Origin of the sequence: Gordoniibacillus kamchatkensis (assembly GCF_000829455.1) — a bacterium.
Lineage (GTDB): Bacteria > Bacillota > Bacilli > Paenibacillales > NBRC-103111 > Gordoniibacillus > Gordoniibacillus kamchatkensis.
Genome location: NZ_JXAK01000024.1, coordinates 90,305 through 97,114, shown reverse-complemented (window position 1 = coordinate 97,114; position 6,810 = coordinate 90,305). Strand labels below are relative to the sequence as shown.

Genomic DNA, 6,810 nt, shown 5'->3' with positions numbered 1-6,810 from the left:
TGCGAGAAGACCAGCTATCCGGTCTTAGCTACCGTTTCCGGTAGTTATCCCGGTCTTACAGGCAGGTTGCCTACGTGTTACTCACCCGTCCGCCGCTAACCCCAGTGCTTCCCGAAGGAAGCACGAGGATCCGCTCGACTTGCATGTATTAGGCACGCCGCCAGCGTTCGTCCTGAGCCAGGATCAAACTCTCCAATAAAGGTCATACTACGTTCAGGCCGAGGCCCAGACCGAGCATGTTTATTTTAGAGCTGATTGCTCAATCCTAACACTTGCGTGTTGTACTGCTTGTTTCTTCACTCGTTGTTCAGTTTTCAAAGAGCAATTTCGAATCGCCGTTTTGGCGACAGCGAGAAACAATATATCATGTTTTCGACTGCATTTCAAGTGCTTAAGTTTTTCCAATCTTGAAGAACGAATCATCAAGTTTAGATCATCTTTAGCTTGTTCTTAGCTTCCTGTTCGAGGCAGGAAGTTCATCTTACCACGGTATTTCACACAGAATCAATGTTTATTTATTCCATTTTATTTCGTTATCCCATCCCTTCCTCCATGATGCCGTTGCCAGAAGAAGTAGGAGCCTTTAGCTGAAAGGAAAACAAAAAGACCTCATGATAAAAATGCAATACGCAGTTATTTATCAAGCCTCTGATGGCAAAATCGGATTATCCCTAGAACGGTCCAAAGTATCATAATAAGGGAATGTACGTATCGCATACAAAAACAAGATCTTGTCTGGACATAACATCCACAGCTAATTGCATTTGACCGAGAGGAAGCTTTTCAATGATAGAAAAATGTTATTCCAAACCAATGCCGAAAAATCGTTTCGCGGTATTTGTGGTCGCTTGAGCTAAATCGTCCGGGGATTTGCCGATGCATGCGGCTACTGTTTGTAATATACGCGGCAGAAATGCAGATTCATTTCTTCCGTCCGATGGCTTAACTGGCAAATCACGCGGTGTCAAAAATGGGGCATCTGTCTCGATCATAAGACGATCCAACGGTATTAGTTTGACAAGCTCCCGCAGATGCTTTCCCCGTCGTTCGTCACAAATCCAACCGGTAATGCCGATATACAAGTCCATTTCCAAATATGATTTCAGTTCATTTTCACTGCCTGTAAAACAGTGTACAACCGCCTTTTTAATATCGAACTCTTTTAATATTGCGGCGAAATCCGAAAAAGCTTCTCTTTCATGCAAAAATAGCGGCATGTTCAGCTCAACTGATAAATTTACCTGTTCAGTGAACCACTTCCTTTGAACGTCGCGCGGCGAGAAGTCACGGTTATAATCCAGACCGCACTCGCCTATGGCAACTACTTGAGGCAGAACTGCCAGCTCCTTTAGTTTCGTCAAGGTTTCTCTATTGCAGTTCTTCGCGTCATGGGGGTGAATTCCTGCAGTTGAATATAACTTCCTTGGCGCCTTCCCCGCATAATGCGCTGCCTCTACACTGTTTCTTAGACTAGTCCCCGTAATTACTAATGGCCATACACCATTAGCTTCCGCCCTCATGACCACCTGTTCACGATCTGGATGGAACGATCGATGCATTAAATTGACTCCGATATCAATGATTTGGTGGTTCATTCTATTGGCTCCTTTCCGGCCATTGATTTATTAAGCAGCATGAAGCGGAGACAAACTCCGATAGCCAAACTTCATTGCCCGCGAAATAAAACGTTACACCTAATCCCCGCGCTTTCACCGTATCGATAGTCAGCAGCAGAAGTCCCCATCCTTCGGGCACGAAGCATTTGAACGTATTTACTTTGTATATTTCAATGAGGAAAACCACAACATTTATGTTGACCAGCTAAGTTCTCTCAGGTAAATGCCTGCTTTCATCGTATCATGTGTTTAAACGGTGTGTCAGAGAAAAATTTATTATATCTATTATACATTTGGAGCTAAAATCAAAATCCCCACAGCATCAGCTGCAGGGACTACTTCATATTTACGGCATATGTACGGCTTTAGTTTCCTTAAGGACAAATTAGAAAAAAAACTAGCCGAGGCGCTCCTGTAGTTTAGAGGCCCGGCCAGTCTGATGAATCATACATGATTGCGATCTCACTTAGGATTACAAATCACCGGCGACAATCGCACGTTGCGCCCGTAAGTTATTTTGCAGCGAAGCAACGCTAATCTCCCGCGTGCCCACCTTTTCCTGCGAGGCCATGGCGGCAGCTAAGCCTGCCGCCTGTCCCATAGCCATGCAATGGGATTGTACCCTCGAGGATGCCAGTGCTTCATGCGTTGCGGACATGTTCCGCCCGGCCAACAGAACGTTATCAAGACCAATCGGCAATAGGCAACGGTAAGGGATATCATACGCATCGTTGAGCTCCACCCACACATTGGTTTTGTCGTGGGGGCTGTGAATATCGACCGGGAAACATCCTTTTGCAATGCCGTCGTCAAACTTGCGGCCACGCAGCACGTCTTCCTGATTCAGCACATAGTCGCCCATAATTCTGCGCGTCTCTCTAACGCCTACTCGGGACGCCGCACTGGAAAGCGAAGCTTGTGAAAACCCGGGCAAATATTTCCGAGCAAAGGCAACCAGAGATATGACCTGCTCTCGCAAATCGATTTCCGCGCGGATTAAGTCTTCGTTGCTTGTGGCGTCAATCCGGTTAAGACGTGTAGCATTAAACAACATATCTCCCTTACGGTAATCCGAGAATAAGGTGATACGTTCCCGGCCAAGATACAGTTCGCCGCTTTGCTGTCCTTGCGCGATCAGATTATTGAATCCGCTCAGGCAGACCATCCGATCGGCAAAAAAAGCCGGCAAATTAGGGGGCAGGATCGGATACGATACCCAGATAAATTCGTTTCGGTTCTTTTGCGTATAATCAATGAAAGCATCCATATCGATATAGCTCATTTTAAATAATGCCGACACGGGTTGCGTCAATCCGTCCGATTTGCGGCCCATTTCATACTTGGCTCCAGCCGCGACGGCAATATCTCCGTCCCCGGTAGCATCGATAAACATATTGGCGATTAGTTTGGTTCGTGTCGATTTTGTCTTGAGCCCTACGGAAACCACTTTTCCGTTAACATGTTCCACTTCATCGACAAAGGTATTCAGCTTTAAAGTGCAGCCCGCTTGCAAAACTAATTTATTCAGTACGAACTTAAGGATTTCCGCATCGAACGGAGTAATGTGCCTCCCGTTCCTTTCGTTTCTCCGGGATTATCGTACGGGCATTTTAACGTTCCGGTTGAGCCTTCGTAATGCACCAATTCATCGACAACATCCTGAAACACTCCGCGAATGACCTGAGTATCCTGAAAATAGTTCGTCATCCAAGGGCCGACCATACTGGCAGTTCCTGCTCCTCCGAGAAATGAATTCGGCTCCACCAACACCGTTTTGGCTCCCGTACGCGCAGCTGCTATGGCGGCTGCTACGCCCGCCGGCCCGCCGCCAATAACCGCCACTTCATAATGCAATTCCGAGCTCATAGGATAACCCTCCAACTTATTTATTTTTTGCCAGAACTTCGTCGGCACGCTTTTTCATATTTTTAACGGCTTGCTCCGAGCTCTGCTCTCCGATAAAAGCACGCTCGCCTTCTTCCTCTACGATTTTCTGAATTTCCGGCGAGCTGTTAAATTTGGTGTCCACGATAAATTCTTTATCCAACATGAGAGCAGATTTGAAGGAAGGCACGTCGAACAGTTTTTCCGGGTTGTCCCCGAGTATCAGGCTAACGACTTTATCCGGATCCGCCTTTTTCCATGCAGGCACGCGTCCGCCTTGAATCATCGGCTCGTTGCCTTCGGTAACGTACCATTTCACAAACTTCCATGCCGCGTCCTTTACTTTCGAACGCGAGTTGATGGAAACGAAATCCAAGTAACCCGTCCCGGCCGTTACATATTTATCGTCCTTATTTTGCTTCGGTACAGGAGCAAAGGCAGTTACAAAATCGTGCGGGTAATCCTTCAGGTTCTTAATATTGCGAAGGACTGCCGTCCCTTGCCAAAACATGGCCGCTTTACCCGAAAGAAACATCTGGTTGCCGTCCATTTTGGTCGCCTTCGCCTCCGCGAAATTGGGCTGCACCTTCAATTTGTTTTGCAAATCAATCTGATCGTCGAGATACTTCTTGAAAGCCGGATGCTCGAAGTTGCTCTTGCCGTCGCTTGTATAAAATGCGTCCGGCCCAATCGGCATTTTGACCGCCTTATCCATCCACTCATAAACTTTCGGAACGTTCCCGACCATAGAGCCCCAGATTTTGTTGGCCCCTTCTCCCTTGCTTAATTTTTGGGCATAGTCTTTATAGTCCTCCCAAGTCCAATCTTTGGGGATAGGCAGCTTGGCGTCATCGAGATACTTTTTATTCAATGTGACGAAATCGTTCAAAATGATAGCCGGGATGTAATACGTTTGATTTTTCACCTTGACTATGGATTGCTTGCCGAAGTTCTCCTCGACGTTAAAATTATCTTTCTGGATATAAGCGTCGAGCGGTTCCGCCATCCCGGAATCGATGCGCTTCATTACTTTATCCGCTCTATAGCTGATAAACACATCCACTTCTCCGTTGGCAAGCAACGCCGTTTCGAGCTTCGTATTGCCGGCCTCGTCGTTAACAAACCGTTTATAATTGACCTTGATGTCAGGGTTGGCTTTATTCCAATTTTCCACTACCTTCGCCGGGCCCGACTCTTCCGGAATAGCGCCCCAGAAGTTTATCGTAACGGGTTCTTGAGGCTTGTTTCCTCCCTCTGCCGGGGAAGCCGCCGGAGCGCCCTTTCCCTTGTCAGCTTGCGGTTGGCCGCCGGAGCAGCCTGTGAGCATGGCCATTAATAGCGAACCCGTCAACACCCAACTCATTGCTTTGTAGTTCATCCATGTACACCCCTTAATTGTTTTATAGAGTAAACTGTAGAACCGTTAACCTTTCACGCCGCTGGATACGACACCTTCGATAAACCACCTTTGACAGGCCAAAAACAACACGATTACCGGCAAAATGGAGCTCACGGCAGCTGTCATCATAAGCGAATATTCGGTGCCCGCTTCATCGATGAAATTCGTTAGCCCGAGCGGAACTGTAAACAGTTCTTTCTTATTCAAAAACACGAGGGGATTCACGAACTCGTTCCAGTTCCATGTAAAGCTTAAGATGACCAGCGAAACCAAGGTCGGCTTCGACAACGGAACCAGAATCTTGAGCCAAATCCGAAAATGATTCGCCCCTTCCATCCTGGCTGCCTCCGATAATTCGTTCGGAACCGTCATATAGAATTGCCGCATCAAGAACGTGCCGAACGCGGTAAAAATACCCGGAATAATAAGCGACAGATGCGTATTGTAGATGCCGAGGTAGTTAAATAAAATAAACCTGGGAATCAACGTCACTTGGTCCGGCACCATCATGGTGGCTAAAAAAATCATAAACACTGTATCCCTGCCTTTGAAGCGAATGCGTGAAAATCCATAGGCGGCGGCAGAGCTCACCATCACAGTACCAATCACCGTTAATCCGGTTACCTTGATTGAATTCCAATAATAAATCCAGAATGACCGGGGTCCGCTCCAAACCTCCTTGTAGTTGTCCCATTGAAACGTGTGAGGTATCCACTGAATCGGATAGGCAAAAACCTCGATAGGCTTCTTTAAAGAGGTCGAAATCATCCATAAAAAAGGCAAGACCATACTGATGGCAAACGCAAGCAATATGACGGTCAGTATCAGTTTCCAAACAAAATCTTGCATGCTCCGGGGAGACATTGCTTCTTTCGGCTTTATTCGCTCCCGTTTCGATGTCTGTACTCGAGCTTCCACTGCCGCTCCCCCCTCCCTCTAATAGTTCACCCATTTTTTCTGTCCCTGCCATTGTAAAAGGGTAACCGACAAAATGATGAGGAATAAAATCCATGCCATTGCCGATGCGTAACCCATGTCATAAAAGCTGAATCCGACTTGATAAATATAATAAGTCAGAACGCTTGTGGAAGAGCCCGGACCTCCCTGGGTCATAATAAACACGGCACCAAACACTTGAAAGGAATGAATGATACTCGTGATCAGCACGAAGAAGGAGGTCGGCGACAGCATGGGCAGCGTAACGTTGAAAAAGCATGCTGCCGGACCCGCTCCATCGATTTTTGCCGCTTCATACAAATCCTTCGGGATATTTTGCAGTCCCGCCAAATAAATGATCATATTGTAACCGATGTTGGCCCAAATGCTCATGATGATGATCGAGGGGAGCGCCCAGGTAGAGCTCGCCAGCCACTTCGGAGGATCGCTTATGCCGATCCCATGCAAAAAACCGTTAATCGGCCCCTGTGACGGATTGTACAAAACGCCCCATACGATCGAGATCGCAACGATACTTGAGATATAGGGCATGAAAATCATAAGCCGAATCGGGTTTTTGAAAAAAACGCCCCGGTTTAGTCCAATTGCCGTCAAGAGGGATAAAACCATCGTGAAAGGAACGGTTACGGCCGTAAACAACACATTATTTTTAAGACTATCCGTAAACCATCGGTCGCTCCACATCTTGAGGAAATTACCCAGACCGACAAAGCGGAACCCGCTTAACCCCTTAAGAAAGTTCCATTCCGTAAAGCTGATAACCATCGAAAACAAAATGGGAAGTATGGTTAGAATGCTGAAGCCAACAACGCTTGGAAGAATAAACAGCCATCCGGAAAGCGTTTCCGCTTGTTGATGTTTTAATTTCATTCCGTCCCCTCCTATCCTCTATCGTAAAGAAGCGCACTAAAGAAAAAAATGCCCATTCCTTTGAATTGGGCATCCATCATTAGA

6 protein-coding genes and 1 rRNA gene are annotated in these 6,810 nt (G+C 46.8%); all 7 read right to left on the bottom strand.

Going from position 1 to position 6,810, the window contains the following annotated elements:
* Positions 1-199, bottom strand: a 16S ribosomal RNA gene (locus tag SD70_RS15045); the annotation flags it as partial.
* Between the two features lie 601 nt (positions 200-800).
* Positions 801-1,595: a TatD family hydrolase gene (locus SD70_RS15040; RefSeq protein ID WP_041048339.1), complete on the bottom strand. Its 795-nt coding sequence runs from the start codon at positions 1,593-1,595 to the stop codon at positions 801-803.
* A gap of 493 nt (positions 1,596-2,088) precedes the next feature.
* Positions 2,089-3,129: an FAD-dependent oxidoreductase gene (locus SD70_RS15035; RefSeq protein WP_052487471.1), complete on the bottom strand. Its 1,041-nt coding sequence runs from the start codon at positions 3,127-3,129 to the stop codon at positions 2,089-2,091.
* An 11-nt stretch (positions 3,130-3,140) separates the two neighbouring features.
* A complete protein-coding gene (locus tag SD70_RS39260; RefSeq protein WP_052487470.1) occupies positions 3,141-3,482 on the bottom strand; it encodes an FAD-dependent oxidoreductase in 342 nt (113 codons plus the stop codon).
* A gap of 16 nt (positions 3,483-3,498) precedes the next feature.
* Positions 3,499-4,878 (bottom strand): extracellular solute-binding protein, encoded by a 1,380-nt coding sequence (locus tag SD70_RS15030; RefSeq protein WP_041048338.1) that lies wholly within the window; start codon positions 4,876-4,878, stop codon positions 3,499-3,501.
* Positions 4,879-4,923: 45 nt separating this feature from the next.
* Positions 4,924-5,817, bottom strand: a complete 894-nt coding sequence (locus tag SD70_RS15025; protein ID WP_231571230.1) for a carbohydrate ABC transporter permease — start codon at positions 5,815-5,817, stop codon at positions 4,924-4,926.
* Positions 5,818-5,835: 18 nt separating this feature from the next.
* A complete protein-coding gene (locus SD70_RS15020) occupies positions 5,836-6,726 on the bottom strand; it encodes a carbohydrate ABC transporter permease (protein ID WP_041048337.1) in 891 nt (296 codons plus the stop codon).
* Between the last annotated feature and the right edge of the window lie 84 nt (positions 6,727-6,810).

Coding starts and splice junctions, on each gene's coding strand:
- SD70_RS15040 (WP_041048339.1), bottom strand. CDS start 1,595: ATGAACCACCAAATCATTGATATCGGAGTCAATTTAATGCATCGATCG.
- SD70_RS39260 (WP_052487470.1), bottom strand. CDS start 3,482: ATGAGCTCGGAATTGCATTATGAAGTGGCGGTTATTGGCGGCGGGCCG.
- SD70_RS15030 (WP_041048338.1), bottom strand. CDS start 4,878: ATGAACTACAAAGCAATGAGTTGGGTGTTGACGGGTTCGCTATTAATG.
- SD70_RS15020 (WP_041048337.1), bottom strand. CDS start 6,726: ATGAAATTAAAACATCAACAAGCGGAAACGCTTTCCGGATGGCTGTTT.